This window comes from Pseudomonas sp. JL27(2026), assembly GCF_056933555.1.
Window position 1 is genome coordinate 3,504,776 of sequence record NZ_CM167794.1, and the last position, 25,556, is coordinate 3,530,331.

29 protein-coding genes and 2 pseudogenes are annotated in these 25,556 nt (G+C 55.7%); 16 read left to right on the forward strand and 15 right to left on the reverse strand.

What is annotated here, in order from left to right; genetic code table 11:
• Positions 1-84 precede the first annotated feature (84 nt).
• Complete coding sequence (locus tag AC1Z1G_RS16055; RefSeq protein WP_483621031.1) at positions 85-1,791, forward strand: amidase; 1,707 nt, start codon at positions 85-87, stop codon at positions 1,789-1,791.
• 197 nt (positions 1,792-1,988) lie between these two features.
• Here AC1Z1G_RS16055 and AC1Z1G_RS16060 read toward each other — a convergent pair.
• Both AC1Z1G_RS16060 and AC1Z1G_RS16065 read right to left on the reverse strand, forming a co-directional pair.
• Positions 1,989-2,398, reverse strand: a pseudogene (locus tag AC1Z1G_RS16060) (AraC family transcriptional regulator).
• A gap of 221 nt (positions 2,399-2,619) precedes the next feature.
• Positions 2,620-2,886 (reverse strand): hypothetical protein, encoded by a 267-nt coding sequence (locus AC1Z1G_RS16065; protein WP_483621032.1) that lies wholly within the window; start codon positions 2,884-2,886, stop codon positions 2,620-2,622.
• A 506-nt stretch (positions 2,887-3,392) separates the two neighbouring features.
• Here AC1Z1G_RS16065 and AC1Z1G_RS16070 point away from each other — a divergent pair.
• Entirely contained in the window at positions 3,393-3,587 is a 195-nt protein-coding gene (locus tag AC1Z1G_RS16070) for a DUF7079 family protein (protein ID WP_483621033.1), read from the forward strand.
• Between the two features lie 126 nt (positions 3,588-3,713).
• Here the strand turns inward: AC1Z1G_RS16070 and AC1Z1G_RS16075 are convergent, their stop codons facing one another.
• The 4 genes from AC1Z1G_RS16075 to AC1Z1G_RS16090 form a co-directional block, all read right to left on the reverse strand.
• Complete coding sequence (locus tag AC1Z1G_RS16075) at positions 3,714-3,842, reverse strand: hypothetical protein (RefSeq protein WP_256580917.1); 129 nt, start codon at positions 3,840-3,842, stop codon at positions 3,714-3,716.
• 400 nt (positions 3,843-4,242) lie between these two features.
• Positions 4,243-4,548: a hypothetical protein gene (locus AC1Z1G_RS16080; RefSeq protein WP_040067179.1), complete on the reverse strand. Its 306-nt coding sequence runs from the start codon at positions 4,546-4,548 to the stop codon at positions 4,243-4,245.
• Between the two features lie 380 nt (positions 4,549-4,928).
• Positions 4,929-5,549, reverse strand: a complete 621-nt coding sequence (locus AC1Z1G_RS16085; protein ID WP_483621034.1) for a tyrosine-type recombinase/integrase — start codon at positions 5,547-5,549, stop codon at positions 4,929-4,931.
• Positions 5,550-5,701: 152 nt separating this feature from the next.
• Positions 5,702-6,139: a GNAT family N-acetyltransferase gene (locus AC1Z1G_RS16090; RefSeq protein WP_483621035.1), complete on the reverse strand. Its 438-nt coding sequence runs from the start codon at positions 6,137-6,139 to the stop codon at positions 5,702-5,704.
• 526 nt (positions 6,140-6,665) lie between these two features.
• Between AC1Z1G_RS16090 and AC1Z1G_RS16095 the strand changes: the two genes are divergently transcribed.
• Positions 6,666-7,097, forward strand: a complete 432-nt coding sequence (locus AC1Z1G_RS16095; protein ID WP_483621036.1) for a hypothetical protein — start codon at positions 6,666-6,668, stop codon at positions 7,095-7,097.
• 115 nt (positions 7,098-7,212) lie between these two features.
• On the opposite strand, the gene AC1Z1G_RS16100 is transcribed toward AC1Z1G_RS16095, so the two are convergent.
• The 6 genes from AC1Z1G_RS16100 to AC1Z1G_RS16125 form a co-directional block, all read right to left on the reverse strand.
• Entirely contained in the window at positions 7,213-7,683 is a 471-nt protein-coding gene (locus AC1Z1G_RS16100; RefSeq protein ID WP_483621037.1) for a GNAT family N-acetyltransferase, read from the reverse strand.
• 257 nt (positions 7,684-7,940) lie between these two features.
• Positions 7,941-8,387, reverse strand: coding sequence for an NUDIX hydrolase (locus tag AC1Z1G_RS16105; protein ID WP_483621038.1), 447 nt, complete (start codon positions 8,385-8,387; stop codon positions 7,941-7,943).
• A 79-nt stretch (positions 8,388-8,466) separates the two neighbouring features.
• The gene (locus AC1Z1G_RS16110) at positions 8,467-9,015 is read right to left on the reverse strand and encodes a cupin domain-containing protein (RefSeq protein ID WP_483627874.1); all 549 of its coding nucleotides are present in this window, start codon (positions 9,013-9,015) and stop codon (positions 8,467-8,469) included.
• A 378-nt stretch (positions 9,016-9,393) separates the two neighbouring features.
• Complete coding sequence (locus AC1Z1G_RS16115) at positions 9,394-10,692, reverse strand: NAD(P)/FAD-dependent oxidoreductase (protein WP_483621039.1); 1,299 nt, start codon at positions 10,690-10,692, stop codon at positions 9,394-9,396.
• Positions 10,693-10,744: 52 nt separating this feature from the next.
• Entirely contained in the window at positions 10,745-12,235 is a 1,491-nt protein-coding gene (locus AC1Z1G_RS16120) for an aldehyde dehydrogenase (RefSeq protein ID WP_483621040.1), read from the reverse strand.
• A gap of 273 nt (positions 12,236-12,508) precedes the next feature.
• Positions 12,509-13,885 (reverse strand): glutamine synthetase family protein, encoded by a 1,377-nt coding sequence (locus AC1Z1G_RS16125; RefSeq protein ID WP_483621041.1) that lies wholly within the window; start codon positions 13,883-13,885, stop codon positions 12,509-12,511.
• A 757-nt stretch (positions 13,886-14,642) separates the two neighbouring features.
• Between AC1Z1G_RS16125 and AC1Z1G_RS16130 the strand changes: the two genes are divergently transcribed.
• From AC1Z1G_RS16130 to AC1Z1G_RS16145, 4 genes are all read left to right on the forward strand, one after another.
• Positions 14,643-15,785, forward strand: a complete 1,143-nt coding sequence (locus AC1Z1G_RS16130) for an ABC transporter ATP-binding protein (RefSeq protein ID WP_483621042.1) — start codon at positions 14,643-14,645, stop codon at positions 15,783-15,785.
• 29 nt (positions 15,786-15,814) lie between these two features.
• Positions 15,815-16,696, forward strand: a complete 882-nt coding sequence (locus AC1Z1G_RS16135; protein ID WP_483627875.1) for an ABC transporter permease subunit — start codon at positions 15,815-15,817, stop codon at positions 16,694-16,696.
• Positions 16,693-17,577 carry an ABC transporter permease subunit gene (locus AC1Z1G_RS16140; protein WP_483621043.1) on the forward strand — a complete coding sequence of 295 codons (885 nt, stop codon included), beginning with the start codon at positions 16,693-16,695 and terminating at the stop codon, positions 17,575-17,577. Before AC1Z1G_RS16135 ends, AC1Z1G_RS16140 begins: the two co-directional genes overlap by 4 nt.
• 287 nt (positions 17,578-17,864) lie before the next feature.
• Positions 17,865-18,146, forward strand: coding sequence for a DUF3303 domain-containing protein (locus tag AC1Z1G_RS16145; protein ID WP_483621044.1), 282 nt, complete (start codon positions 17,865-17,867; stop codon positions 18,144-18,146).
• 203 nt (positions 18,147-18,349) lie between these two features.
• Here AC1Z1G_RS16145 and AC1Z1G_RS16150 read toward each other — a convergent pair whose 3' ends face one another.
• Positions 18,350-19,243 (reverse strand): LysR family transcriptional regulator, encoded by an 894-nt coding sequence (locus tag AC1Z1G_RS16150; protein WP_483621045.1) that lies wholly within the window; start codon positions 19,241-19,243, stop codon positions 18,350-18,352.
• Between the two features lie 237 nt (positions 19,244-19,480).
• Here AC1Z1G_RS16150 and ampC point away from each other — a divergent pair, with 237 nt between their 5' ends.
• From ampC to AC1Z1G_RS16195, 9 genes and pseudogenes are all read left to right on the forward strand, one after another.
• The gene (ampC, locus tag AC1Z1G_RS16155) at positions 19,481-20,671 is read left to right on the forward strand and encodes a class C beta-lactamase (RefSeq protein ID WP_483621046.1); all 1,191 of its coding nucleotides are present in this window, start codon (positions 19,481-19,483) and stop codon (positions 20,669-20,671) included.
• 89 nt (positions 20,672-20,760) lie between these two features.
• Positions 20,761-20,940 (forward strand): annotated as a pseudogene (locus AC1Z1G_RS16160) (glutathione S-transferase family protein); the annotation flags it as partial.
• Positions 20,941-21,117: 177 nt separating this feature from the next.
• Positions 21,118-21,474 (forward strand): hypothetical protein, encoded by a 357-nt coding sequence (locus tag AC1Z1G_RS16165; RefSeq protein WP_483621047.1) that lies wholly within the window; start codon positions 21,118-21,120, stop codon positions 21,472-21,474.
• Positions 21,475-21,692: 218 nt separating this feature from the next.
• Positions 21,693-22,100, forward strand: coding sequence for a hypothetical protein (locus AC1Z1G_RS16170; RefSeq protein ID WP_483621048.1), 408 nt, complete (start codon positions 21,693-21,695; stop codon positions 22,098-22,100).
• A 132-nt stretch (positions 22,101-22,232) separates the two neighbouring features.
• Positions 22,233-22,985: a hypothetical protein gene (locus tag AC1Z1G_RS16175; RefSeq protein WP_483621049.1), complete on the forward strand. Its 753-nt coding sequence runs from the start codon at positions 22,233-22,235 to the stop codon at positions 22,983-22,985.
• Positions 22,960-23,490: an Imm15 family immunity protein gene (locus AC1Z1G_RS16180; RefSeq protein WP_483621050.1), complete on the forward strand. Its 531-nt coding sequence runs from the start codon at positions 22,960-22,962 to the stop codon at positions 23,488-23,490. Before AC1Z1G_RS16175 ends, AC1Z1G_RS16180 begins: the two co-directional genes overlap by 26 nt.
• Positions 23,491-23,504: 14 nt before the next feature.
• Positions 23,505-24,101, forward strand: a complete 597-nt coding sequence (locus AC1Z1G_RS16185; protein WP_483621051.1) for a hypothetical protein — start codon at positions 23,505-23,507, stop codon at positions 24,099-24,101.
• A 68-nt stretch (positions 24,102-24,169) separates the two neighbouring features.
• Positions 24,170-24,397: a hypothetical protein gene (locus AC1Z1G_RS16190; RefSeq protein ID WP_483621052.1), complete on the forward strand. Its 228-nt coding sequence runs from the start codon at positions 24,170-24,172 to the stop codon at positions 24,395-24,397.
• Positions 24,398-24,470: 73 nt separating this feature from the next.
• Entirely contained in the window at positions 24,471-24,932 is a 462-nt protein-coding gene (locus tag AC1Z1G_RS16195; protein WP_483621053.1) for a hypothetical protein, read from the forward strand.
• Positions 24,933-24,968: 36 nt separating this feature from the next.
• Here AC1Z1G_RS16195 and AC1Z1G_RS16200 read toward each other — a convergent pair whose 3' ends face one another.
• Together AC1Z1G_RS16200 and AC1Z1G_RS16205 are read right to left on the reverse strand one after the other, a co-directional pair.
• The gene (locus tag AC1Z1G_RS16200; RefSeq protein ID WP_483621054.1) at positions 24,969-25,151 is read right to left on the reverse strand and encodes a DUF1289 domain-containing protein; all 183 of its coding nucleotides are present in this window, start codon (positions 25,149-25,151) and stop codon (positions 24,969-24,971) included.
• Between the two features lie 3 nt (positions 25,152-25,154).
• On the reverse strand, positions 25,155-25,526 hold the full coding sequence (locus AC1Z1G_RS16205) for a hypothetical protein (RefSeq protein WP_483621055.1): 372 nt from the start codon (positions 25,524-25,526) through the stop codon (positions 25,155-25,157).
• Positions 25,527-25,556: the final 30 nt, after the last annotated feature.

Genomic DNA, 25,556 nt, shown 5'->3' on the forward strand with positions numbered 1-25,556 from the left:
AATAGCGCAGGTTGCAAGCTCAGACCCTGTCGCGCAATACAGTGCAACGAGACCCCTTATGAACACCCATTTTGAGAGAACAGCATGATCGAGGTCACCGAGGTTTCCATTGCCGAGCTGCGTGCTGCGCTCGAATCGGGCCAGACCACCGCGGTTGAGCTGGTCCAGGCCTATCTCGCCCGAATCGAGGCCTACGACGGGGCCGACACACCCACCGCCCTCAACGCGGTGGTGGTTCGCAACCCCGAAGCACTGCACGAGGCACAAGCGTCCGATACCCGTCGTGCCAAAGGCGAGACGCTGGGCCCGCTCGATGGCATCCCCTACACCGCCAAGGACAGCTACCTGGTGAAAGGGCTCACCGCCGCTTCCGGTAGCCCTGCCTTTGCGAACCTGATTGCTTATCGCGATGCGTTCACCATCGAACGGCTTCGCGCCGCCGGGGCGATCTGCCTGGGCAAGACCAACATGCCGCCCATGGCCAACGGCGGCATGCAGCGCGGGGTCTACGGCCGTGCCGAGAGCCCGTACAACGCTGACTACCTCACCGCCCCTTTCGCTTCGGGCTCATCGAACGGCGCCGGTACCGCCACCGCTGCCAGTTTCGCCGCATTCGGCCTGGCGGAGGAAACCTGGTCGAGCGGTCGCGGCCCTGCGTCGAACAATGGCCTGTGCGCCTACACGCCGTCGCGCGGGGTGATTTCGGTGCGCGGCAACTGGCCGCTGACGCCGACGATGGACGTTGTCGTACCGTTTGCCAGAACCATGGCTGACCTGCTTGAAGTGCTCGACGTGGTGGTCGCGCAAGACCCCGACACCCGCGGCGATCTGTGGCGGATGCAACCCTGGGTGCCGATCCCAAGCGTCGCCTCGGTGCGTCCCGCGTCTTACGCAGAACTGGCCGAAAAGACCGATGCACTCGCCGGAAAGCGCCTCGGCGTGCCCCGGATGTACATCAACGCAGATCCCGAAGCGGGTACCTCTGAAGCGCCGGGTATCGGTGGCCCGACAGGGCAACGCATCAACACCCGCGCATCGGTGATCGGGCTTTGGGAACAGGCTCGCCAGGCACTCGAAGCGGCTGGCGCCGAAGTGATCGAAGTCGACTTCCCGCTGGTCTCCAATTGCGAGGGTGATCGTCCCGGCGCGCCGACCGTGTTCAATCGCGGCATCGTCTCCAAAGAGTTCCTGCACCATGAGTTGTGGGACCTGACGGCCTGGGCGTTCGATGATTTTCTGCAGGCCAACGGCGATCCGAAGTTGAACCGCTTGGTCGACGTCGACGGACCGCTGATCTTCCCGCACGACCCCGGCACCCTGCCTAACCGCGAGGGCGACCTCGCCGCTGGCATGGACGAGTACGTGCGGATGGCTGAGCGCGGCATTACCCCGTGGGACAAAATCACTACCGTGCCGGACGGACTGCGGGGGCTTGAACAGACCCGCAAAATCGACCTTGAAGACTGGATGGATCGGCTCGGCCTCGATGCCGTGCTCTTCCCGACCGTCGCCGACGTTGCGCCGGCGAATGCCGATGTCGACCCGACGTCTGCGGACATCGCCTGGAGCAACGGCATCTGGGTCGCCAATGGCAACCTCGCCATCCGCCACCTGGGCGTGCCCACGGTCACCGTGCCGATGGGCGTCATGCCGGACATCTGCATGCCGGTCGGGCTGACCTTTGCGGGCCGTGCGTATGATGATTCGACGTTGCTGCGGTTGGCTTCGGCGTTTGAGGCAACCGGGACAAAGCGGATGATTCCGCCACGGACTCCGGCATTGCGGAAGTAGGAACTACTGGGGCAGACCACGACTTCAAAAACCGTTGAAATCGTGGCTTGCCCCCGAGTCCATCGCGAACGCCAGAGTGATCGAGCAGCGCGGGTTTGATGCACCTAGGTGACAGATACCTTTTTCAGTCGTAAAAAACCCGCATACCTGCGGGTTTTTATTGCCTGCCCTTAAAGGGTCGAAAGCTGCTTGCTCCGCTATTGCAGCGGAACATACACATCTGTTTGCCATTGATCCTGTGGTGTCTCGGGATGGGCGCTCAGGTAATTGAAGAATAGCGGCTGGTCACGAAGTTCCTCTCCACTGGCAGGAAGCCAATCGCGGTAAATCGGATAGATCGTTTCGCCGATGTGATCCGGTGACCCCACGTGTCGCGCCACGACGTGGCGACCGACTGTGCCGCGCGTCATAGTCGCATCAGTTATACATAACGTGAGACAGGCCCCCCTACGAACGCGGTGAATTGCCGATGGAAGTGAAACGCCGAAAAGTTCGCCACATGGCTCAACGTCTTCACCGACAGGTCACCTTCAAGATTGGCATCAATGTAGGCGAGTACGGTGTTGAAGCGTTTTGTGTAAGCGAAATGGGTCGGCATGTCAGACACTGGAAAAAGCTCCTGGATGTACGGTCGGCAATAGAGCCGACTATAGCGGCGTGAACGCGCCTAGCCGCGTTTGCTCAAGGCACGTTTGGGGTTGACCAATACGATCTCTTCCAAGGCGATGTAAAGGTCAGGGGCATTTCAGGTATCCACTTCTGGCCGATTTCTGTCTGCTAGGAAGGGCAGAAAACGGCCAGGAGCGGACACTGGTTGCCATTCCCCTGTCAGAGTGGGAGGCCCCTTAGGCACGCTTGCACATGCGCTGTTAGTCCGTTGAAATCCTCAAATGCAAGATCCGTATAGCTTGGCTCCAACTGATCGAGGTACTGCCAGAGTGGAAGGTTTGCAATCGCTGCCTGACGCGTGAAGAGGTCGTAATGTTCGTGGCAAACCATCCAGTTCGTGCCCGGCAGGGGCTCTCGGAGATGGGCAAGCAACAACCAACGCTCATGGCCTTCATAACTTGAAACAGCCGCTTCCAATCGTTTCATTATCACCTCGTCTTCCTGTGCGAAACGAAAGGCTACCCACGGTAGCCCGCCAGGAGCCTCCACAAATCCGCGACCATTCCAAGTCTGGGCTATCCGCGATCTGTACCGCCTCCATTCGAGGGCGCTTACATCATTGAGGATATTCAGTAACTCACCTTCGGGATGCTGTATTCGCGGGACATCGCTATTCGTCATTTCACTTTTCCAATAATCGATTGCTGCCTTTGTGAGGCGTTTTGACCGGATGCAGCGAGTTTCCGAAATGGATCGCTTTTAACTATCGCCACTTATAGCGATGGGCCGCAAGCGGCCCGTCCTGACGGCGAATATCTGTCTGAACGCTTTCGGCTACTATACCTTTCGGCCGCTGGGCGCCATCCAAGCTTCGGGATGTTGAATGGAAACTGTCGACCCAAACCGCCTGAAGATCTGGCAAGTACTTTCAGAGCTTTTTCTCGACACCGAGATCACCGATCTCGACTTTTGACTATGTCGCTCGTGTAGTCTTGGAAACAGGCTATTCGCCCCAAGAAATTCACAGCATTCTGTGGAGTGAAGTTTTCCCGGCACTTGAGGGAAACCTCAAATCCATTGCAGGTGAATGGGCGGGATGGACAGATGAATGGCTGTTAGAGCACTGGGCCACTCAGGCATCACCGCAAAGTGATCTATGTTCGCCTTGCATTAGAGCATTTGGATAAGGCACTGCCCCTAATCCCATGTCTTTTCGTTCACTACACGGCGCGATTTATCATCGTTGCGGTGATGACAGACAGGCCTATTCGTACACAAATAAAAAAGCAGCTCTCGGGAGCTGCTTTTCGATCCTACTCCCCCTTTTTATGCTTATGGGGCTTCAGGTCTGGATGATCTTTTTTCTTTTCGGGCGTGACTCTCTGCCTCTTGTCCGGAGTGCCATCTTCGTTTGTTCTTTTAGGGCCAGGTTTGATACTCATGGTCGATTTCCTTTATCGCTTGGGTTGTTAAATCCTGTTTTGTAACTAGCCCGGTTTTTTACAGTTGTCAACAGGACGCGGGCAAGGGTTGCGTAGTCACGGGGTAGGCATTCGGTAGTAAATCGCCGAGTTGGTCACGCCTCAGAAGCCCAGTTTTCGGGGCTTTCGTCGAGCAGCTTGAATCGGCTCTGAGCTTTTTGACATCTACGAGATCCCCCCATTTGGCCGTCAGCAGCCCTCTACGAAGAGCTGCTTTGGGTCGACTCCCGCCCGTCGTGACAGGCAGACGGGCGGCCAGCAGCATCAATATCGTGGTCTGTCCCCAATTGCTCGTCGCGACTTGATTGCGCCAAGACAGAGTAGGATTTGGGGCGTGTAAACCGCTTCGTGCTGATCGCCCTCACCCCCATGTTTTTCCGAGCGCGTCTAGACCGGCTCTTTGCAGGTCCTGCGGATTCATGGCAAGGCGGAACTTGCAGGTCGCCTCGAAGTTGAGAAAGAAAGGTTCTGCAAAACTGGGGATTTCAGATGAGTCTTGTACGTTGATCAGGAAAATCCCGCCGCGCATTCCCTCCTGCTCGGTGAAGTAGGCAGTCTCCGGTTTGATGCTCTCCAGGATACGCCCCATGATTTCGCCGATCTTCCCGGATCTGACGAGAGCGTTGAAGGGTTCATTCGGGAACTCGACCATCAGTAGCATTTTCATCATTCGATACTCTATTCAAATGGCAGCCTCATCTCCCTACCTTTGCTCCTGGCGCTCATGCCGTCAGGACTGCATTCAACCGTTCCTGCGGTGTGTTAAGCATAGCGAAGCATGAGTTGACGTTCGTCCGGGGCTACGGACGGTCATCAAGCTGCCGTTCGCCATCTGCCCAGGCTTTCAGCATCCTCGAAATTGCTGACAAGCACACAGGTAAGGAAGAAATGATGCAGAAGGAAGCTCACTGGAAACGCCGCCTTCTGACCCGCGACAGCGGCTTGAACGGAAACTGAAAGGGTCGCAATCGTCAGTCGATAGCTGACGGGGCTGGAAGGCTGTTGGCCGGATAGCGACGGCCTAGCATCGACCGTCGCTATAAATCGTCAGACTTCTGTCTGTTCTGCCATTTCAAGGGCACCGTCGACCTCGATCCCCAGGTATCTGACGGTGCTTTCAAGCTTTGTATGACCAAGCAGGAGCTGGACAGCTCTCAGGTTCTTTGTCCTGCGATAGATCAGCGATGCCTTGGTTCTTCGTAGCGTGTGAGTACCGTACATGGCTGGGTCAAGGCCAATGGCTGTTACCCACGCTTTGACTATTCGAGCGTATTGTCTGGTGGAGAGATGGTCTGAGTCGTGCAGCCAGGTCGGAAACAAGAAGTCCTCAGCACGAAGGCGAGCCTGATGCATCCAAACCTCCAGAACCGTTCGTGTTTGCTCAGTGATTTCAAATTGCACCGGATGTTGCGTTTTCTGCTGCATCACGATGGCCTGTGACGATACATGCTCTCCATGGGCTATAACTCGTACTCGCAGCTTGGTTAAGTCACAGGCACGCAGCTTGCTGTCGATAGCCAAGTTGAAAAGAGCCAGATCCCGTGTCTTCTCCGCGAGCTGGAGTCTGACCCGGATCGCCCAGATATCTCTGACCCGCAGCGGGGCTTTCTGGCCAACTAGCTTTCCCTTGTTCCAAGGCTCATGGTTGTATGTAGAAATAGTGCTCATGGCTTGTCCTCCACGTTGGGAGAGGACAAGGGTGGATCAGGCACAGTGCTGCGTGGTCGCTATTCGACCCAATGCGGACGCTGACCAGCATTTGGTTAAGGGGCGGGCTTTAGCCCGTTACATTGAGTGAAGCGAACGGTTTGAAACAGTTGTTATGCATTTTTTACTAGCCGTTTCTTTAAATGATAAAGGTTAGTCCCGATTGGTCGATCCTCAAGAACACCATAAACCTCGTACCCATGCCGCTCATAGAACTGTTTAGCATCAACGGTTTTTAAGAATGCAATTACTGCCCCATTGTTGGCGCCAATCGTTTCTGCTTTTTCCAATAGCATAGAACCGACTTTTCTACCGCGATGAGACTCCTTAACCCAAAAGGTATCAATTTCTAAGCCATCCCAGTAACAATTACAGCTTATTGCACCGATGTAGTCGCCGACTTCATCGTGTGCAACCACCATAAATATTCTATCTTCCGATTCTGGCGGTAGATTTGGATATTGAATTCGAAGATATTCTGAGAACCTATTATTCAGAACTCCCTGGTCCTTTTCTGTTGGAGAATCCAATATATCAATCTTGATTTCCACTTTATTGCTCCGATCATTCGACTTTGAAGTGCCGTACGGATTTTGGCATAACAATTAATTTTGCGACATGCGATGTCGCATAATATTCCATGTCTATGCGTAATCCCTTGAACAATCAAAAAATCGAGTCTGTAAACGCGACATAAAAAAAGGGGGAAAGCGGCATATTTTTTTGCACATTACTGACGTATCAGCTGCATGTCCATGGTCTGCTTTTGGCCAATTGCTGCCTAACATGAAAGGTTGCAATCGACCGAAAGCGGACTGGGGCAACCCAGTCCGCAACGCAGGATCAGCTTGGGCAGAACCGAACACACACCTCTTCAACGCCTATACCCAAGCGTGCCACGTAAAAACCAGTCGCCCAGTAAGCCGTTCAGCACGACTCAGCCGTTTCCACCACGCCACGTTTTCCGTCTCGGAACTTTCCTGGAAAATGATGTCAATGTGATAGCGCACCACGGCGCCAAAAAATCCTGGATCAACCAGCACCAGGCTGTTTCCTGGCAAATCATGGAAGTGTGCAATGAGACTAATCCTCGCAGTGCTGTTGATGTTCAGCAGCCACGTTTACGCCAGTTGCGACAACATCAGCAACGACGACCAGCGTAACTATTGCAAGGCTCGGGAGGGCCGGGGCGGGTGTCAGAATATTAAGGACGACGACCAACGCAATGCCTGCAAAGCGGAAACAGAAGGCACAGGGGATTGTGGAAACATTCGCAACGATGACCAGCGCAACTATTGCAAAGCCAAGCAGGGCTCGGGCGGTTGCCAAAACATCAAGGATGACGACATGCGCAATGCCTGCAAAGCAGAAACAGGAGGCACCAGTGATTGTGGAAACATTCACGATGATGACCTGCGCAACTACTGCAAGGCCAAGCAAGGTTCGGGCGGTTGCCAAAATATCAAGGACGACGGCCTGCGCAATCAGTGCAAATCCTTGGAGCGCTAGTTGAACGGCTCACCGAGAGAGTTCGGAAGGAGCCGCAAGCAAAAACCACATACAAAAAACCCGCATCACTGCGGGTTTTTTATGACTTGTCTTTACCTTGTCCCGCCCTTCCCAATCAAAGCAAAAGCCCCTTCACCATAGGCACACACGCCAACTGAAGCCCGGACGGTGAATGGTAAATCGCAGCCACGTCCCCCACATAACCGCATCGCCGGTAAAAGTCAGCGGCGTTCAACGTAGCGTCCAGAGTCACCTCCTTCAGCCCCAGATCCCGCGCCAGGCATTCGAGGTGGTTCAGGATCTTCAAGCCGAAACCACGTTGCATAAAGTGTGGGAGCACAAAGATCGCGCCAATTTCGCCCGCCTCCAGATCAAGCATGCCGGTTGCCACCGGCTCGCCCTGAATACAGCCCAGATAAAAGTGCTTTTCCATCAGGGCGCTGTACCCGTCGCTGGCGGCTCCAGCCGTCCAGGCCAGCATGTGTTCCGTGGTGTAGGCGCCGATGCATTGGTGCCGTATCGCGTGCAGGCGAATGTCGAATGCGGCTTGGGCATCGCTTGGTGTGGCGCGTCTGATCTCGAACATTTCATTCTCCGTTAGCCATCGGTGGACGGAGCACTAAAAAGCCCCGTCCATTTCTGGCGGGGCCTTGGGTAATTACGTCAAAACCTGTGAACGCATGACCTCACGGCCCGCCAGAGGCGGTCATGGAGGAGCACATCATGTTCATGCGACGTGTATAGGTCATGGGCCGATAGTGTTTTGGCTGGTCCGGCTTGTCAATCCTGGAGCGGAATGACAAGAAAAAGCGGCCTCAAGTAACCCCGTTACTGCTCCAGGTATCAATTCAGCAATGAAACTTTCTTCAGCAGGTCATAAAGCCCATCAGGCACCAATGGCGACTCATGAGTGAAGCTTGCGCAAGAATGCCACTTTGCCATGAAGGCCGCGCCATCGCTCTCTTGGGCATTCAAGTGCGGCAATTCATAGACATCAGCATCCACAAACTTTGCATCGTACACCTGCACTATTTCGTGCCCTGGAGTGCCAGCGTACGTGAAGAAACTTTCAAGCGTGCCGAGCAAGCGAACATCTGTGATGGCTAAACCGAGTTCTTCCTGTACTTCTCGCACAACGGCATGGGCGCTGGTTTCGCCGAACTCGATGCCGCCACCGACCGGGCGGAAGAATGTTTGTTGCTTGATGGGGTCGTAGGCTTCGTTGACCAGGATCTTGCCGTCGTGATGGAAGACGCAGAGTGCGAGGGGACGGATGCGTTGTGCAGCCATAAAGTGAAGTCCTTTTGCTTTGAAAAATGCCTGTCGCGGCTGCCGAAGGCTGTTGCAGAGGTGAGGCTCGCGGTCGATATCAGAAGTTCGCCGGGGTGTTGGCGCTGATGATTTCGGCCTCATCCTGCCCAATGTTCCGGAACCGATGCGCCAGCGTCGTCGGAAAGTAATACCCGTCCCCGGCATTCAACACGCTGATCTGCCCATCTACGGTCAACTCAACCGTGCCACGGGTAACAAGCCCGCACTCCTCGCCTTCCGCGTGCACGATCGGCTCCTCCCCGGAACTGGCTCCCGGCGCGTATTGCTCGCGCAGCAGGCGCATCTGCCGCCCCGGCACGGAGGCGCCGATCAGCAGCAGGCGCAGGCCATGGCGGCCCAGGTCGGGTTGTTCGTTGGCGCGGAACACGTATTGGTGCTCGCGGGGCGGTTGGTCGAAGGTGAAGAAGTCCGCCAAAGACATGGGAATGCCTTCGAGCAGTTTTTTCAGGGAACTGACGGAGGGGCTGACGCGATTCTGTTCAATCAGGGAAATCGTGGCATTGGCGACGCCGCTTCGCCGGGCCAGCTCACGCTGAGACAGCTTGTGGCTTTCGCGCACCAATTTGAGTCGTGTGCCCGTGTCCATAACAGCCTTATGTGAGAAAAACTTAAGGGTATTGAAGGTGGATGGCGGGCGACTGTTGTCGCAGGATTCGCCGTTTTCCTGGCCTGCCAGCATGAAAGTCGGCTATTAAATCATGTTTGCAGGTGTTGCTCAGCAGGTTCGATAGACGGCCGGCAAAAAAGCCCGGAGGCCGTGGTGGTGGTTGGTTTGGGTGCGTGAATTGTGGAGGTGGGTTTGCTCGGGGTGGCGGTGAGTCAGGCGATATGAATGGTGGCTGATATGGCCTCATCGCGAGCAAGCTTTGCGCCTACAGGCTTGGTGCTGGCTGGACGCCGATTTTGTGCCGGCACAGATCTCCCGTGGGAGCGAGCCCTCCCGCTCCCCCAGGGATTGTGCCAACTAGAGACCGAAACGATCACGGAGCGCGTAATACGCGGCGCCCATGGCGGTGAGCGGGGCCTGGAAGGTTCGGCCGCCGAACATCGGCATGTGCGGCAAGGACGCGAACGCGTCGAAACGCTCGGCGTCGCCGCGGATCATTTCCGAGATCAATTTGCCGGCCAGGTGCGAGCAGGTGACGCCGTGACCGCTGTAGCCCTGCATGTAGTAGGCGTTTTTCTCGATGCGACCGAATTGCGGCATGCGTGACATGGTCAGCAGGAAGTTGCCGGTCCAGCGGTAGTCGATTTTCACGTCCTTCAATTGCGGGAAAGTCTTGAGGATTTTCGGGCGGATCAGTTGCTCGATGTCGTCCGGTTCGCGGGCACCGTAGACCACGCCGCCGCCGTACAGCAAACGGTTGTCAGCGGTGAGACGGTAGTAATCGAGCAGATAGTTGCAGTCTTCGACGCAGTAATTGTGGGTAATCAGACTGCGGGCGATCTTCTCGGACAACGGCTCGGTAACGACGATTTGCGAGCCGCACGGCATGCTTTTACGGGTCACGCGGCTGTCGAGGTCCTGAGGCAGGTAGGCATTACCGGCGATCAGCAGGTACTTGGCCCGCACCACACCTTTGGCGGTGCGCACAGTGATCGGCTCGCCGTAGGTGATTTCCACCGCCGCCGATTGCTCGAAGATCTTACCGCCCAGGCCGATGATGGCCGAGGCTTCACCGAGTGCCAGGTTCAGCGGGTGGATGTGGCCGCCCTGCATGTCCAGCAGGCCACCGACGTAGTGGTCGCACCCCACTTCGCGCTTGATGTCTGCCGCGTCGAGCATTGTCAGGTTTTTGTTGCCGTAACGCTCCCAGCTGCTTTTCTGCTCGGCCAGGCCTTTGAGCTGCTTTTTGTTCAGTGCGGCGAAGATGCCGCCGGGGCGGTAGTCGCACTGGATGTCGTAGTGCTGGATGCGCTGACGGATGATGTCGGCGCCTTCGAAGATCATGCTGCCGAGGATTTCCGCAGTCTTTTCGCCGTAGCGCTGTTCGATGACATCGACATCGCGACTGTAGGAGTTGACCAGTTGCCCGCCGTTGCGACCGCTGGCGCCGAAACCGACTTTGGCGGCTTCGAGCACGGTCACGCTGTAGCCCGCTTCGGCGAGGAACAGTGCCGAGGACAAACCGGTGTAACCGGCGCCGATCACGCACACATCGCACTCCACCAGTTCTTCAAGCACCGGGAAGTCGCCGGTGTGGTTGCGAGTGGCGGCGTAGTAGCTGTTTACATGATTTTGTTTAACAGAGCTTTGCGTCATACATTTCTCCGAGGGCCACCGGCACATGCCAGTGGCCGCCGTTGTAGAAGGATTAGAGCTTGATCCAGGTCGCTTTGAGCTCGGTGTACTTGTCGAACGCATGCAGCGATTTGTCCCGACCGTTACCCGACTGCTTGAACCCGCCGAACGGCGCAGTCATGTCGCCGCCGTCGTATTGATTGACCCACACGCTGCCGGCGCGCAAGCCGCGAGCGAAGGTATGGGCCTTGCTCAGGTTGCGGGTCCAGACACCGGCGGCCAGACCAAAGATGCTGTCGTTGGCAATCGCCAGCGCTTCTTCAGCGGTGTCGAAGGTGATCAGCGACAGTACCGGGCCGAAGATTTCTTCCCGGGCGATGGCCATGACATTGGTAACACCGTCGAAAATCGCCGGTTCCACGTACAGGCCACCGGTGTCTTCGAGGGTACGCCTGCCGCCCGCGATCAGTTGCGCGCCCTGCTGTTTGCCGACCTCGATGTAGCGCAGGACCGATTCCAGTTGGCGCTGATCGACCACCGCACCGACGGTGGTTGCCGGGTCCAGGGCATGCCCCGGCTTCCAGGCTTGCAGCGCTTCCACCAGCAGCGGAATGAACTCCTCGCGAATCGAGCGCTCCACCAGCAATCGCGAACCTGCGGTGCAGACTTCGCCCTGGTTGAAGGCAATCGCACTCACTGCTGCTTGTGCTGCCGCGCGCAAATCCGGCGCGTCGGCGAACACCACATTCGGGCTTTTCCCCCCGGCTTCGAGCCAAACGCGTTTCATATTGCTTTGCCCGGCGTAGATCAGCAGTTGCTTGGCAATCGCAGTCGAGCCGGTGAAGGCCAGCACGTCGACATCCATGTGCAACGCCAGCGCCTTGCCGACGGTGTGACCGAAGCCCGGCAGCACGTTGAACACGCCTTTCGGGATGCCGGCGTCCAGCGCCAACTGAGCGATGCGAATGGCGGTCAGCGGTGATTTTTCCGAAGGCTTGAGGATGAACGAGTTGCCCGCCGCCAGCGCCGGGGCGAACTTCCAGCTGGCCATGATCAGCGGAAAATTCCAGGGCACGATGGCCGCGACCACGCCTGCCGGTTCACGGGTGATGAGGCCCAGTTGATCGTGCGGCGTGGCGGCGACTTCGTCGTAGATCTTGTCGATGGCTTCGGCGCTCCAGCGGATCGCGTTGGCGGTCGCTGGAATGTCGATGCTCATGGAATCGCTGATGGGCTTGCCCATGTCGAGGGTTTCCAGCAGCGCCAGCTCTTGCTGATTCGCCAAAATCAGATCGGCGAAGCGGATCAGGATGCGCTTGCGCATCGCCGGGGCCATTTTGGCCCAGGCGCCGGAGTCGAATGCGCGTCGCGCGACGATCACCGCCGCGTTGGCATCGGCTTCGTCGGTGCTGGCGACGTTCGCCAGGAAGCGACCGTCCACCGGGCTCGTGCATTCAAAGGTGTCGCCGCTGAGTGCCGCGCGGTATTGACCGTCAATGAATGCCCGGCCTTCGAGTGTCAAGGACTGGAAGCGTTGCTCCCAATCGCTGCGAGTGTTTGTCATGGAGGTGACTCAACGCAGAGGAATAGTTGATTTGTCAGGTGGGCGCCCGGCTTGAAATCCAGCCCTCACCCTAGCCCTCTCCCGGAGGTAGAGGGGACTGACCGGGTTGTTCCAAAGCATTCTGCGACCTGACCGATCCAGTCGATTATGGATTCGGTACAAGACTTCGGGTCGCATGATATGCAGGGCATCTCCCGATCAGTCCCCTCTCCCTCCGGGAGAGGGCTAGGGTGAGGGTGAGGGGCAGGATCTCAAGCCAGCACAGTTTTCAGATCAAACCGTATGCAAGTACCAGTTGTACTCAAGGTCCGAGATGGAGTTCTCGAACTCGGCCAACTCGCTTTCCTTGCACGCGACGAATACGTCGATGTACATCGGGTCGATGTATTTGGCCATGACTTCGTTGTCGTCCAGCTCGCGCAGTGCATCGCGCAGGTTGTTCGGCAGGCTCTGTTCGTTCTGCTCGTACGAGTTGCCTTCGACCGGGGCGCCCGGCTCGATTTTATTGGTCAACCCGTGGTGAATACCGGCCAGCACCGAGGCCATCAGCAGGTACGGGTTGGCATCCGCACCAGCAACCCGGTGCTCGATGCGCACGGCGTCCGCTGCACCGGTCGGTACGCGCACCGCGACGGTACGGTTGTCGATACCCCAGCTCGGCGAGTTCGGCACGTAGAACTGCGCGCCGAAACGCCGGTACGAGTTGACGTTCGGACACAGGAAGGCCATCTGCGCCGGCAGGGTTTCCAGCACGCCGCCAATGGCATGGCGCAGTGCGTCGTTCTGCTCGGGGTCTTCGCTGGCGAAGATGTTGTGGCCTTCTTTATCCAGGATCGAAATATGGACGTGCAAGCCGTTGCCCGCCTGCCCCGGATAAGGCTTGGCCATGAAGGTGGTGTCCATCTCATGGTCATAGGCAATGTTCTTCACCAGACGCTTGAGCAGGACCGCGTAGTCGCAGGCCTTGATCGGGTCGGACACGTGATGCAGGTTCACTTCAAACTGGGCTGGTGCGCTTTCCTTGACGATGGCATCCGCGGGAATGCCCTGCTCTTTCGCACCCTCGAGAATGTCTTGCAGGCAGTCGACGTACTCGTCGAGGTCATCAATCAGGTAGACCTGAGTCGACATCGGACGCTTGCCGGAGATCGGCGAACGCGGCGACTGAGGGCGGCCGTTCACGTTGTCCTGATCGATCAGGTAGAACTCCAGTTCGAACGCGGCGCAAATGGTCAGGCCCAGCGCATCGAATTTGCTCACCACCTGACGCAGCACTTCCCGTGGGTCGGCGAAGAACGGCTGGCCTTCAAGCTCGTGCATGGTCATTAACAATTGCGCAGTCGGGCGCTTCTGCCAGGGCTCGACGCAGAGCGTGCCGGGGATGGGGTAGCAGATTCGGTCGGCATCGCCGATGTCCAGTCCCAGGCCGGTGCTTTCCACGGTGGAGCCGTTGATGTCCAGTGCGAACAGCGAAGCCGGAAGGTTGATGCCCTGTTCGTAAACCTTGTGAAGGCTGGTGCGCTCGATGCGCTTGCCACGCACCACGCCGTTCATGTCTGCAATCAGCAAGTCGACGTAGAGAATCTCGGGGTGTTTCTTAAGGAAAGCGTTCGCTTCGTTGAGCTGAACGGCACGCGGGGGGACCGACATGAGGCACCTATTGTGTTAATTATTATGTTCACAACCCTGTTGCGAGCCCAGTCAATCCGAAAGACAAAGTGAAGTCAATAGCGAACACAGCACGCTCATCGCCAAGCATTGCGGTGTTTTTTGACCCATCTCTAAATGTAAAGGGCCTGATAGGACCGTATATTCTGAACAGCCGACCGGCGGCGTTTAGAATTTTTTACATTGAAGTTGTTAAATAAAATCAACAACGCTAAGCTCTCGAAAAACCCGTCCAAGTGCAAACTTCGAGGTGATAAAAATGGCAATCAAGCCATTGATCGGCGCTATTGCGTGCGCCACAACGATCGGGCAACGCCCCGCCCCAGCAAGCCCGGACCAGCACCCGCGTGCTGACCGCTGCGCTTTCGACTTCATTGTTTTTCCGACCGGAGCCCGCAGGCCTGTACCTGCCATGGCAAACCCTGTCGCCCCTTCCCTGCCTCAACATTCTCCCTGCGCCTGGCGGCGCATGCCGGCCACAAGCGGCGCGTCGTAGCGTGCGGTGACCGGCGACGGGTCAACTCCGGCAACGCCCAGTACACACCCACCACTTGAACACCATTGCCTCAGGCAATGCGCACTCGTGCGCCAGCCGACCGGCACACCACCGTCACACGAAAACAACAAGCAACCTCAGGCAGCCAGGATGGCGGCGCCGAACAGACCCGCCCGGCGCGGGTTTCAACCACTTGAGTCAGGCCCCATTGGCCTGACGAAAAACACCTGTTGGGAGTTTCACATGGCAAACGCCTCCAGCACTTACAGGAAGGCTCTTGAAGGTAACCAGCAACCCGGGAAGGTGCTGGTGAGGGTCGACCGCGTCACCAAGAAGTTTGACGAAACCGTGGCCGTGGACGATGTGTCCCTGGACATCCACCAAGGCGAAATCTTTGCCCTGCTGGGCGGCTCAGGTTCCGGCAAGTCGACCCTGCTGCGCATGCTGGCCGGCTTCGAACGGCCGACCGAGGGGCGAATCCTGCTCGATGGCGTCGACATCACCGACATGCCACCGTACGAGCGGCCGATCAACATGATGTTCCAGTCCTACGCCTTGTTTCCGCACATGACCGTGGCGCAGAACATCGCCTTCGGCCTCAAGCAGGACCGCTTGCCAGCCAGTGAAATCGAGGCCCGCGTAGAGGAAATGCTCAAGCTGGTGCGCATGACCCAGTACGCCCGCCGCAAACCGCACCAACTCTCCGGCGGCCAGCGTCAGCGTGTGGCGCTGGCCCGCTCGTTGGCCAAGCGGCCGAAGCTGTTACTGCTCGACGAACCGATGGGCGCGCTGGACAAAAAACTGCGTTCGCAGATGCAGCTCGAACTGGTGGAGATCATCGAACGCGTCGGCGTGACCTGCGTGATGGTGACCCACGACCAGGAAGAGGCCATGACCATGGCCGAGCGTATCGCGATCATGCACCTGGGCTGGATCGCCCAGATCGGCAGCCCGGTGGACATCTACGAAGCACCGGTCAGCCGCCTGGTGTGTGAATTCATCGGCAACGTCAACGCGTTCGACGGCACTGTCATCGAAGACCAGGAAAGCTACGCCGTCATTCATTGCCCGGACCTCGATCAACACATCTATGTCGGTCACGGCGTCAGCACCTCGGTGCAGGACAAGTCGACGACCTACGCCATTCGCCCCGAGAAAATGCTGGTCACCACCGTCAAGCCCGAGACGCGCTACAACTGGTCCACGGGCAAGGTCCACGACATTGCGTACCTCGGCGGGCATTCGGTGTTTTACGTGGAGTTGCCGAGCGGCAAGATCGTGCAGTCGTTCATGGCCAACGCCGAACGCCGTGGCACGCGTCCGACCTGGGACGACAAGGTCTACGTCTGGTGGGAAGACGACAGCGGCGTGGTACTGCGCACATGAGAACCCTTAGCCAGCAATTTCAGCGATTGATCCCCAGTGGGCGCAAGGTCGTCATTGGCATTCCATTTCTGTGGCTGTGCCTGTTCTTCATGCTGCCGTTCTTCCTGGTGATGAAAATCAGCTTCTCGGAAGCGGCCCTGGCCATTCCGCCCTACTCCGAAATCTACGGCTACGCCGAGCAGAAGTTTCAGTTGCTGCTGAACCTCGGCAACTATGGCCTGCTGGTCGGCGACGAACTGTACATCGCCGCCTACCTGGGCTCGTTGAAGGTGGCGTTTCTGAGCACCGCCATGTGCCTGGTGATCGGCTTTCCAATGGCTTACGCCATCTCCAAGGCCAATAAAGAAGCGCAGAACGTATTGCTGCTGCTGATCATGATGCCGACCTGGACGGCGATCCTGATCCGCGTTTACGCGTGGATGGGCATCCTCAGCAACAACGGTTTGCTCAACGCCTTCTTGCAGTGGGCCGGGCTGATCTCGAGTCCGATTGAAATCCTCAACACCAATACGGCGGTCTATATCGGCGTGGTGTACGCGTACCTGCCGTTCATGGTGTTGCCGCTGTACGCCAACCTGGTCAAGCATGACGAAAGCCTGCTGGAAGCCGCGTCGGACCTTGGCTCAAGCACCTTCAACAGCTTCTGGAAAATCACCGTGCCGCTGGCCAGGAACGGCATCATCGCAGGCTGCATGCTGGTGTTCATCCCGGTGGTGGGCGAGTTCGTGATCCCGGAACTGCTCGGCGGCCCGGAAACCCTGATGATCGGTAAAGTGCTCTGGCAAGAGTTCTTCAACAACCGAGACTGGCCGGTGGCGTCCGCGCTGGCGGTGGTGATGCTGGCGATCCTGATCGTGCCGATCATCCTGTTCAACCGCAGCCAGGCCAAAGAGATGGAGGGACGGGCATGAAACGTTTCGGATTTTCAAGATTGATGCTGGTGTTCGGCTTGCTGTTCATTTACTTGCCGATGTTGATTCTGGTGATCTACTCGTTCAACGCCTCGAAACTGGTGACCGTTTGGGGCGGTTGGTCGGTGAAGTGGTACGTCGGTTTGCTGGATAACACCCAACTGATGGGCTCGGTGGTGCGCTCACTGGAAATCGCCTGCTACACCGCGATTGCCGCGGTGGCGCTAGGCACCCTGGCCGCGTTCGTGCTGACCCGTGTCACCCGTTTCAAGGGCCGCACGCTGTTCGGCGGACTGGTCACCGCGCCGCTGGTGATGCCGGAAGTAATCACCGGGCTGTCGCTGTTACTGCTGTTCGTGGCCATGGCGCAGATGATCGGCTGGCCGCAGGAGCGTGGCATCGTCACGATCTGGATCGCCCACACCACGTTCTGCGCCGCGTATGTAGCAGTGGTGGTCTCGGCGCGCTTGCGTGAGCTGGACCTGTCCATCGAAGAGGCGGCCATGGACCTTGGTGCGCGGCCGTTGAAGGTGTTCTTCCTGATCACCATCCCGATGATCGCGCCGTCGCTGGCGGCGGGCGGCATGATGTCGTTTGCCCTGTCGCTGGATGACCTGGTGCTGGCGAGTTTCGTGTCCGGGCCGGGTTCCACGACCCTGCCGATGGAAGTGTTCTCAGCCGTACGTCTGGGCGTGAAGCCCGAGATCAACGCGGTGGCCAGCCTGATTCTGCTGGCGGTGTCGCTGGTGACCTTCATGGTCTGGTACTTCAGCCGCAAGGCCGAAGCCAACCGCAAGCGCGCCATTCAGGAAGCCATGGAGCAGACAGCCAACGAGTCCTGGAAACAACCCGCACCCCGCGAAATGGAAGCGACGGCCTAGGCCGTCGCAGCTCTGCACTTCCTCGGTTTGGGTGATTTTTGGCGCCTGCGGGCGCTTTTTTTCTTTGGGCTAACGCCGAAGGTCAGATGCAACAGTTCTGGCCCCCGGCATTCGCAGCCAGAAGATCAGTGGTCATACGCAAGCACCGGCCGCCTGCTATGCCTTCCCATGGGAGCGTTCATTTTGGCAGCCCGGACTGGGGGCTGGAATCAAATGCGTGGAGTCGGTCGCAGCGCCAGTCGATTTTGCGAACAGAAGAACTGGCGGTCTCGACCAGGAGGTGAAAGATGCTTTTCATTGTCAGTTGGTCAATCAGCCCCGAACGTCGTAACAGTGCTATCGAGCGCTTTCTCAAGACAGGTGCGGTTCCACCGGCAGGCGTGACCATGCTGGGGCGCTGGCATGCCGTGGGCCGCATGACCGGTTTTGGCGTCGCAGAGGCCAGTGATGTCACTCAGATCCAGAAGTGGGTGCTCGACTGGAGTGACCTCATGAACATGGAAATTTACCCCGCATTGACCGACGAACAAGCAGCGCCACTCCTGGCCGCCGCACTCGGCCAACGCTAGGCTCTGTACGAAAACTGCCTGCGTGTCGATCATGCTGCGTTAAAAACAGGCTCGGAATGCTCATTTACAACCCGTAAACTCCGCTTCCTCGCCTGTTTTTGCCTTGCCTGATCGCCACTCGGCGACTTTTCGTACAGACGCCAGTTCGCATCCAAAAAACCGCGAGACAAAAGGCAGGGAGTCATTACAGCTCATCTGCCTTTTCACCGCCCTCGGACACTCCTCGGCTGCACCGCGCCCACCAGCCAACGCTTGAACGCCGTCATGGCTGAAGTCTCGACCCGCGATTGCAAACGCGTCAGCCAGTAGCTTCCGGTGATGATGCCGATGTCAAAAGGCTGCTCAACGGCGCCACTCTCCAACTGCCGACAGAACATCATCGCGGGCACCAGCGCTACGCCTGCGCCTTGAAGCGCGGCTTCCATCATGGCCAACGAGGAATCGAAGACGATGCTCCGGGGCACCAGGTTGTTGCTCGCAAGACCGGCAGCCTGAAACCACTCGGGCCATTCGTCAGATCGGTAGGAACGCAGCAGCGTTTGCTTCAACACGTCGGCCGGTGCGTGCAGTTGCCGTGCAATCTGTGGAACACACAGGACTGACAACGGCGCTTCCAACAGGCGCGTCGCTTCAATGCCATGCCATGCTCCCGCGCCAAACCGGATCGCGTAGTCGAGCCCTTCGGCGGCCACGTCCACCCGATTGTTGTTCGTCGACAGGCGCAGATCAATCTGTGGGTGCCGGGCCTGAAAATCTGCCAGACGCGGTAGCAGCCAGCCCACCGCGAACGTCCCTACGGCCCCTACGGTGAGCACTTCCCTAGAGTGCCCGCCCTCGAAGCGCTCCAGCGCCTGAGCTATCCGGTCAAAAGACTCGACCAGCACCGGTAGCAGAATTTCGCCTTCGCTGGTCAGCATCAACCCTCGCGGCAAGCGCTTGAAGAGCGTCACGTTCAACTGGCTTTCGAGCCCTTTCACCTGATGGCTCACGGCGGCCTGCGTGACGCAAAGCTCAACCGCCGCCCGGGTAAAGCTCAAATGGCGCGCGGAGGCCTCGAAGGCGCGCAAGGCATTCAGCGGCAAATGAGGTCGAATCATCCTAACTCCCAAGTTTTTCTAATGGCTCATCTGAAATATCGTCGTTTGCCGATTGTCCACGAACGGCCTAGATTTGGCTCGCCTGTAAAGGCCCGGACAACCTTTGCCAACAAAAAAGGTCGACCAATGCCTGCCACCCTGGCGCTCCCACCAGCGTTAAAGCACGGGGTTGCAGCAACCGGCCGCGCAGGAGTCTGGTGGTAAAAACAATGAAATTTCAGGGATACGGGGTTAATCATGCACGAAAACAACAACTTCTTACGGGGAGCCCTCAGCGCTTGCGCACTGCTGCTCGTCGCGGCCAACTGCGTCGCCGCAGACAATAACGAAGACCGTATCAAGCGCATCGTGGACGCGGCCATCCAGCCGCTCATGCAGGAACAGGATATTCCCGGCATGGCCGTGGCGATCACTCTGGAGGGGAAGCCCCATTACTTTAACTACGGCGTCGCCTCAAAGCACAGTGGGAAAGCGGTCACCAACGACACCCTGTTCGAAATTGGCTCGGTCAGTAAAACCTTCACCACGACACTGGCCGCTTACGCCCAGGCAACTGGCAAGCTCTCGCTGTCGGAGCAGGCAAGCCACTACCTGCCGGCATTGCGCGGCAGCGCGTTTGACCATATCAGCGTGCTCAATCTGGGCACCTACACCGCCGGAGGCTTGCCGCTGCAGTTCCCGAGCGAGGCGGATGATCCACACCACATGATCGGCTATTTCAAGCAGTGGAAGCCGACTTACGCCGCCGGCACCCACCGCCTCTATTCCAATCCCAGTCTTGGCCTGTTTGGCTATCTGGCTGCCCAAAGCCTGGGAAAACCGTTCGACGACCTGATGGAAAACATGCTGTTCCCCAAGCTGGGCCTTAAGCACAGCTACCTCAAGGTTCCGCAGGACCAAATGAGCCATTACGCTGAGGGTTACACAAAGGACAACACACCCATTCGGGTCAGTCCGGGTGCCCTGGACTCAGAAGCGTACGGCGTGAAGTCCAGCGCCACCGACCTGATTCGCTATGTCGAGGCGAACATCAAACCCACCACTCTGGAGGAGCCATTACAGCGTGCGATTGCCTTGACCCACATGGGTTACTACACAACGGGCGGCATGACCCAGGGCCTGGGATGGGAGTTCTACCCCTACCCCGTTGCGCTCGACCGATTGCAAGCGGGCAACGCGTCTCAGATGGCATTCGAAGCCCAAAAGGTCACATGGCTCACGCCACCACAACCTCAACCGGAAAACGTGCTATTCAACAAAACCGGGTCCACGGGTGGGTTTGGTGCTTACCTGGCCTTCGTCCCAACCCGGGGCATGGGCATCGTGCTGTTGGCCAACAAAAACTACCCCAACGCCGCAAGGATCAAAGTTGCCCATGAAATTTTGTCGGCACTGGATGATCGCAGTGACACCGGCCAGCAGGAGTAAGTACTTTTTGAGCGTTTCAGAAGGCGCGAGCGGGCCCGACTCATCGTCGGACCCCGGCGCCGGCTGTTGATGCCCCCGCACTATAAGGATCGGACCTGAATAAATCATGGACCTATGCCTTCATGTCCCTGGCCAGGCACTCGCCAGAGCATCAAAATCGCGAGGCCCTGGCCACCGCGTGCAGCCAATGGACGAGGCGCATGGAGACTCTGAATCGACAGCTTGAATCAACCGGTGCCTACGTCAGCGGCGACGGGTTTTCCCTCGCCCATTGCTGGCCTCGGCCACAAAGTCAAATGACAAAGAAAGCGGGCATATACCTATTCGACCGCCCAATGTTCCTGATGATTCGAAGCTGAAAGAATGGGCGAGCACCCGGGAGCGGAGTCTAATCGCATCCTGACTGATGCTGTATTGAAATCCATTAGCGGTAAGGAAACTAAACAATGACTGAAAGGCTAGAGGTTATCGATACCCTTCAAGCGTTTTTAGATAACGTTTATAGGGAGGCTTCGAAAAAACAGGATGTTGAACTTAAGAGAAATCATGGCCACTACGAATACACGGGTGAAAAATTCTGTGCCTACGTGACTATTTTCCCTCATGAAGTCGAGCTTGTTTTTGAAGGCAAGGAGGTTGGTGCTGGTATTTTCATTGCCACTCTGGATATATGCACTCCAGATGGAGAAATACTTAGTAGCGACATTGTGTCTGTGAGCGGGAAAAGTGATGAGATCAAGGCCATATTGGTTTCGCAAGAAGAGTTAGTGCTTGCACAACTGTTAAAATTTTTGAGCAACTGAGTCTTTTTCGACGAGCGAGTGGAGCCCGAGGCAGAAGAAACGACTATAGAGTGTCATTGACCATTCCAACTGACTCGAAATTAATGAAATAGATACTGGGGATTGTCTGCCCCTCTTTACCACAACACCATAAAATGACTATCATATAGTGAAAGGCATCATTCGCATCAGCGGACTTTATTACTTAATTTGAATCTTGTGGGAGCGAGCGAAGAAAAATGAGAATACCAGATTTTCTCAAGGAGATCGCCGTACTTCCCTCAAGAGATTTACAGCTATATGCCTCAAAGTGCTTACAAGCCTATTGCAAAGCAAAGTCGATTCAGCACCGATCTATCGATGAGTTGATAGCTCATCTTAATGACTATCCAGAGAGTGGTGACTTGGTTGACTGGGAAAGAAAAGGTGCATTATTGGCACTGAATGGGCGGGGTGATGATATGCCGCAAGACCTTGCCCTATTGATTTCACCTCAAGAGACTGAGGAGTTTTCTTATGTTGTTGATCGTGCTGTGGAGGTCGGAATAGCAGATATGTATGGAGCCCCGACTGAGCTGCCAGTTAAATTTCTAGGAGAAACAGCCTTGATACTGCACAGAGACAATATTGACTTACCTGAACTATAGGAGGCACTCATAAAAACAAGTACCTTTTTCTGGCAACAGCATAAATAAATTTGACTTTGACAGTTGCTCAAAAGAACATGCAGCTGCAAAATATATACGCAAGCAGGTAAACCCCAACAGGTTATCAATCAAATGGATTTTGATCACATCATTTTTACTGTGAGCACTGATTGCTTTTCTGAGAAGCTTCTTGGGAAAAGCTTCTCTCCACAACTTGAACATATAAAAGAGTTCGCTAGAGAAGAAACCTTAGCCTTAATGGACGGAGGCACTGACTACTATTACGACGCAAGCTTTTCAACAGAAAGAAAACACAGATCAAAAAATATTTTTCTTGAAAAAATCTCGACCTTGAGAAATGGTCCAGCCATCCAGGGGAAGCTTATCGAGTTTGATTCGATTCTCAATGAGCGAATTTCAAAAAATAGCATCAGTTTGGTTGAGCGTATAAAAAGCGTATCTGCAAGACTGTACTGGTTGAATATTGACGACTTTCAAATAGAAATCACTGATTCGCTAATTGAAGCGGCCATCCAAGCTCAATACTCAGAGTTACCTTTATACACCGAAGAACCTTTTGACCGAGAGGAAATCTACAGCGCGTGGGAACATGCCTCCTCGGCTTGGGACAACTACATCAAGGGCATCATGACTGATGTTCCTGACTCAATAGGCGAGACAGTCGACAGACTATACAACTCCCCACTGTCTTTACGCCAACTCTTTAACTGGAGAGAGAGGCTGCCAAAAGATCAGTTCTTAACGTTGATCCAAGCCATTGAACGTGAGTCTTTTTTAGAGCTCATGGACTGCAACCCGGCATCCGCATTGCTGGTGGAACCCACCATGAGGCAATTTCATGAGACTGACAGACCTATACAATAAAGTAATCAGCAAAGAACCCTACAATGACATGAATGTGTTTTTCTCAAACTATGAAAGCTTTGAAGAAATACCACTCATTTCAAGATACCGGCGATTGGATTTTTTAAAGCAGGAAATGAGCGAAGACAACATTCCTGACTTTTTAATCGGTCTCTCTGTTTTTATTTTGAACTCAATCAAAGCCTTATCCGCGACATCAGAAAACAATGACACTCTCTTTGCCATAACCTTTACAAACTTTGAGCTTTTAGAAGAGAGCGGTCTCATCATACCCAATATTTTTATTTACCCCACTTCAGGCGCAGAGGGCTTCCTCGATAAAATACAAAACAAACACAGCAAGAATACATCTCGCGAATTAGAAAAAGTCAAGAGACACTTCTCCAGATGCCACATGAAAACCATCTTCAATTTCTATGAAAGTAGATTTCATGACCCTGCCTGCGGTGAAGATCTTGTAAGGATTTTTGCTATCCAGAAGTCTATGACCGAGCTCGATAAGTAAGCGGAGAGATGCAAATGTATGATGAACTTATTTTCGTCCACGAACAGCCATCGTTGAATGATGCATATGTGGGCGGCGGGGCTTATCTACCCGTTGAGCTGGCGTGGCCGTGCGCTGTCGACGGAACACCCCTTACACACCTGATGTCCTTTCCTGGAGATTGGTTCTCTAACTCACTGATGAATAATGAGTACTGGATTTCCGTATTTATACCGTACCTGCCGGGAGAGGTCGGCCACTACCGAAAACTTCGTGCTATAAATGGAAATTCCGATGCTGTTGTATTAGGTTACCTTCGTGCAAAAAAAGAGCGAAATGAAGCTCATAATAAAATTTTAGACCGCGGAAAGGTCCTGCTTTCGAAAAGTCCCGACTCAGATGACGATGAAAATCTGGCGTCCAAGTTAGGCGGGATTGATGCCTGGCTACAGGCGCCTATCATGTCAAATATAGGCCGGAGAAAAGTCTCTATTTATGGTGGGGACCTGGACATTGCCCTCCCCCGAAACAAAGGGATACTTTCGGATGGCATGGGATATCTTTTCTTCAGTGAAAATTTTTCAAGAACCACAACAACTGAACAAGGCCGTTTTTTCCTGCAGCTAGGCTAGTAGAGTCAAGCCAAAAGCTATTCTGGTATATATAACAAACAGCAAAAATTGACACAAGGGCTCATATATTGAACAAAGCACTGGAAGATGAGCTTCGCAAAGCACTCGATGACAACTACGATCTCACTTCAGCTCGAGACATACTGGTAAAATACAAAAATCATCTGCCACGTGAAACCGTATACGAACTTTTAGAATCAATGCGAATCAACGCCGATGACGCCTTGGAAGACAAAATCCTGGAATTGATGGATATCACTTCAGAATTTTGCTCACCATCAACAAGGGTGTGGTAGCCGCTGAGCGACACCATTTTTTCCCCGAAGCAATCAATACCCGCATAATGAACCCGTCACTTGAAATTAGAAAATGACCACTCCAACCATCAACATCGACGTATTTCAGTCTAACGATAAAGAGCACCTGTTTTCACACTGTTGCTTTGCTTTCGAGACGGTCACGATTGGCGACTTTGAGCAGGTAATCCTGGCAAAAAGTCTCGTTGCTGCTTTTGAAGACCTTATTATTCGACTAGACAGCTGCACCCCAGTGAGTTGCACCTCGGACAGTGTGGAAACTACCTTTTCATTAAAGATGAAACGTGACTTTCCAAGCGTTCTCTTACCTTTCTGCGTGGAGTCGTTTGATGGTGATCGCGCAACATTTCTTGATATTTCCGGGGATAGTTTTCTGGTCTTGAAACCATGGAGCGAGAACAGGCTTTACTTGGAGAAACTCAGCATCGGTCAATATCGCTCAGCAGTAATGGCGGGGCTGAGTATTTTGCAGCAGCGGATGCATGATCTGGCCAAGAGCGATGCGCTGTTTTGAGCCTCGCCAGCCAACTGCCCAGAGCCATGCCTCCCCTCACCCCTTTCTCTTCTGCAACCCTTTCATCCGCACATTCGCACGCTGCACTGCCGCCATCTTTTCCGGGCGCTTCATCTTCTTCCACTTCCTGATGTCGTCCTTGGTGCGCCCACAGCTCACGCACAAATCTGCGCTCAACTGGCACACGGCAATGCACGGGTTCTCAATATCCTTGGCCACCGCTCAACCCCGCTTCGAGCGCGTACGCGCCAATCGTTGCTGCCAGTCGCCACCATTGGTCCGCCGGCACAGCTCCTCACTGTCAAACTGCACGTGGGCCGCGATCGGACTGAGGTGCACATCTGCTTCATCCAGCGCCACCGCTGTCAGCTCGACCATGCGCGAGCCCTGCCCTCTGGCCAGAGCCTCGTCCTTGTTGGCCTCGGTGTCGAAGACCCACACCACCCTCAGGCTGGACGGGAACGCCGCGTAATCCACCTCATGGGTCAACCAGGAGAAACCGACAATTTGCGCCTTGGCCATCTCACAGGCCTCGGTCAGGGTGGCCGCGAGGCGTCTTTCGGTGCGCGCCTGTTCGCGTTTATTGAAAAGCATGAGTTGAACCTTGAATGAACGTCGAGAAAA

Excerpts from the sequence above, each read along its gene's own strand:
- ampC (WP_483621046.1), top strand. The coding sequence starts at position 19,481 with ATGCACGAAAACAACAACTTCTTACGGGGAGCCCTCAGCGCTTGCGCA.
- AC1Z1G_RS16105 (WP_483621038.1), bottom strand. The coding sequence starts at position 8,387 with ATGGCTGCACAACGCATCCGTCCCCTCGCACTCTGCGTCTTCCATCAC.
- AC1Z1G_RS16080 (WP_040067179.1), bottom strand. The coding sequence starts at position 4,548 with ATGAAAATGCTACTGATGGTCGAGTTCCCGAATGAACCCTTCAACGCT.
- AC1Z1G_RS16185 (WP_483621051.1), top strand. The coding sequence starts at position 23,505 with ATGTATGATGAACTTATTTTCGTCCACGAACAGCCATCGTTGAATGAT.
- AC1Z1G_RS16130 (WP_483621042.1), top strand. The coding sequence starts at position 14,643 with ATGGCAAACGCCTCCAGCACTTACAGGAAGGCTCTTGAAGGTAACCAG.
- AC1Z1G_RS16145 (WP_483621044.1), top strand. The coding sequence starts at position 17,865 with ATGCTTTTCATTGTCAGTTGGTCAATCAGCCCCGAACGTCGTAACAGT.
- AC1Z1G_RS16150 (WP_483621045.1), bottom strand. The coding sequence starts at position 19,243 with ATGATTCGACCTCATTTGCCGCTGAATGCCTTGCGCGCCTTCGAGGCC.
- AC1Z1G_RS16175 (WP_483621049.1), top strand. The coding sequence starts at position 22,233 with ATGGATTTTGATCACATCATTTTTACTGTGAGCACTGATTGCTTTTCT.
- AC1Z1G_RS16100 (WP_483621037.1), bottom strand. The coding sequence starts at position 7,683 with ATGTTCGAGATCAGACGCGCCACACCAAGCGATGCCCAAGCCGCATTC.
- AC1Z1G_RS16180 (WP_483621050.1), top strand. The coding sequence starts at position 22,960 with ATGAGACTGACAGACCTATACAATAAAGTAATCAGCAAAGAACCCTAC.
- AC1Z1G_RS16085 (WP_483621034.1), bottom strand. The coding sequence starts at position 5,549 with ATGAGCACTATTTCTACATACAACCATGAGCCTTGGAACAAGGGAAAG.
- AC1Z1G_RS16065 (WP_483621032.1), bottom strand. The coding sequence starts at position 2,886 with ATGAAACGATTGGAAGCGGCTGTTTCAAGTTATGAAGGCCATGAGCGT.
- AC1Z1G_RS16165 (WP_483621047.1), top strand. The coding sequence starts at position 21,118 with ATGACTGAAAGGCTAGAGGTTATCGATACCCTTCAAGCGTTTTTAGAT.
- AC1Z1G_RS16170 (WP_483621048.1), top strand. The coding sequence starts at position 21,693 with ATGAGAATACCAGATTTTCTCAAGGAGATCGCCGTACTTCCCTCAAGA.
- AC1Z1G_RS16205 (WP_483621055.1), bottom strand. The coding sequence starts at position 25,526 with ATGCTTTTCAATAAACGCGAACAGGCGCGCACCGAAAGACGCCTCGCG.
- AC1Z1G_RS16110 (WP_483627874.1), bottom strand. The coding sequence starts at position 9,015 with ATGGACACGGGCACACGACTCAAATTGGTGCGCGAAAGCCACAAGCTG.
- AC1Z1G_RS16120 (WP_483621040.1), bottom strand. The coding sequence starts at position 12,235 with ATGACAAACACTCGCAGCGATTGGGAGCAACGCTTCCAGTCCTTGACA.
- AC1Z1G_RS16125 (WP_483621041.1), bottom strand. The coding sequence starts at position 13,885 with ATGTCGGTCCCCCCGCGTGCCGTTCAGCTCAACGAAGCGAACGCTTTC.
- AC1Z1G_RS16075 (WP_256580917.1), bottom strand. The coding sequence starts at position 3,842 with ATGAGTATCAAACCTGGCCCTAAAAGAACAAACGAAGATGGCACTCCG.
- AC1Z1G_RS16055 (WP_483621031.1), top strand. The coding sequence starts at position 85 with ATGATCGAGGTCACCGAGGTTTCCATTGCCGAGCTGCGTGCTGCGCTC.
- AC1Z1G_RS16095 (WP_483621036.1), top strand. The coding sequence starts at position 6,666 with ATGAGACTAATCCTCGCAGTGCTGTTGATGTTCAGCAGCCACGTTTAC.
- AC1Z1G_RS16140 (WP_483621043.1), top strand. The coding sequence starts at position 16,693 with ATGAAACGTTTCGGATTTTCAAGATTGATGCTGGTGTTCGGCTTGCTG.
- AC1Z1G_RS16195 (WP_483621053.1), top strand. The coding sequence starts at position 24,471 with ATGACCACTCCAACCATCAACATCGACGTATTTCAGTCTAACGATAAA.
- AC1Z1G_RS16115 (WP_483621039.1), bottom strand. The coding sequence starts at position 10,692 with ATGACGCAAAGCTCTGTTAAACAAAATCATGTAAACAGCTACTACGCC.